The sequence below is a fragment of the Clostridium sp. Marseille-QA1073 genome, assembly GCF_054863625.1.
This window is the reverse complement of the sequence record NZ_JBSVQM010000065.1, coordinates 1-1459: the sequence shown is the minus strand read 5'-3', so window position 1 is coordinate 1459 and position 1459 is coordinate 1. Positions and strand designations below refer to the sequence as shown.

At 25.2% G+C, this 1459-nt stretch carries 2 protein-coding genes; one reads left to right on the top strand and one right to left on the bottom strand.

Features of this window, described 5'->3' with window-relative positions:
• Nucleotides 1-267: 267 nt before the first annotated feature.
• Entirely contained in the window at nucleotides 268-702 is a 435-nt protein-coding gene (locus tag ACY1IQ_RS21085; protein ID WP_461612610.1) for a hypothetical protein, read from the bottom strand.
• Between the two features lie 340 nt (nucleotides 703-1042).
• Here ACY1IQ_RS21085 and ACY1IQ_RS21080 point away from each other — a divergent pair, with 340 nt between their 5' ends.
• The gene (locus ACY1IQ_RS21080; RefSeq protein ID WP_039637097.1) at nucleotides 1043-1306 is read left to right on the top strand and encodes a hypothetical protein; all 264 of its coding nucleotides are present in this window, start codon (nucleotides 1043-1045) and stop codon (nucleotides 1304-1306) included.
• The last annotated feature ends 153 nt before the right edge of the window (nucleotides 1307-1459 follow it).

The window sequence follows — 1459 nt, the reverse complement described above, 5'->3', positions numbered from 1 at the left end:
AAGCTAAACTTCAGTCTTTCTAAGCTGTAGTTTTATATATTAATTATATAAAAAACTATTTCATACTTTATTTTTACCTCTTAAAGTTAAGTAAAAATTACCTTAAATTCTACAGTTATTTTTCTATTAAAATATTAACTTCTTTTAATGCTTCATAAATATATTTACTGTTTCGTACATCTTCTGAACTTTTATTACCAAGTTTATCAATAAAAAAGCTACTTTCTACATCTCTAATTAAAATTTCAGGTAAAAAATTTGATCTTCTTAGGCTAAGGGGAAATCCTGCACAATAGATTCTTTTACCTTTTGCTCTGTTATAACAACCGCATCCCATTCTTTTGTTCCTAATAAATTACTTCCTGTATTATCAGAATTTGCATTATAACTCACTTTAATCTTATGTTTTTTTAAATAATTTTTAGTTAGCTCTACTTCATGAGTATTCCAATGATATTTTTTTATATCTTCCTCTGTAATTAATGGTATTTCATCTATAAGTAATTCCTCAAGGGTTAACTCAGATTTTATATATTCGCCTTTTTCATTTCTTCCGTAACTTAAAGCGCCACTTTTATGCTCTTCCTTTACAAGGTATATTGCAAATTTTGGTTCATTTTTAATTTGGTTTTCATTGCTGCAACTTATAAATGAAATATTTGATAAGATTACAAGAAATATAATGACTAATATTCTTTTCACAATTTCACCTCCTAGAGTATATCTTATAAAAATCAATACATGCAAGATATTAAAAGTAGCTATTTAGTATGTTACAAAACATAATTCAATAGAGTTTATTTTTTCCCTTTATATGTCGAAAAAATATATAAAAGTTTAGTGTGTATATAAATTTAAAATATAAATATGTAGATTTATGGTAGGAGAAACTAAATCATTGTAGAATTTATTAAAATATGCATTGTAAAATATAGGATATTTATGGACAATATAACTTTTTAAATAAATATTTGTAAAAATCTTTATATTAAAGTAAATATTTAGTATAATTAAATAGAAAAAGGAAGGGGGTATATTAATTATGAATTTTTTAATAATGGCTTCAAGTAATCCATTTGTACCTAAGATAACAGCAATACTAAATGATATTAAGGGATGGTTTTTAGCTTTAGTGGCAGTGGTTACAGTAGTAGTAATTCTTATTCACTCATTTAAATATTTCCAAGGGGATGGATCAGAGAAAGCGGAAGCTATATCAAACATTAAAAAGACTGTTTACATGGGTGGAGGTGTTTTCTTTTTAATTTGGTTTGCAACTTATGTAGTGGACAAGATGAAAGTATAAACTAAAAGCTTCAGATTATTGCTGAAGCTTTTAGTAAGTAGGACAAGCTTTCATATGTATAAACATACTAGTTGCAAAGTTCAGTATAAGCCAATATAGTTACATCTTTAGGTGTTTGAATTCACAATTATGATTAAAATTAATTTTTACTAA

Excerpts from the sequence above, each read along its gene's own strand:
- ACY1IQ_RS21080 (WP_039637097.1), top strand. The coding sequence starts at position 1,043 with ATGAATTTTTTAATAATGGCTTCAAGTAATCCATTTGTACCTAAGATA.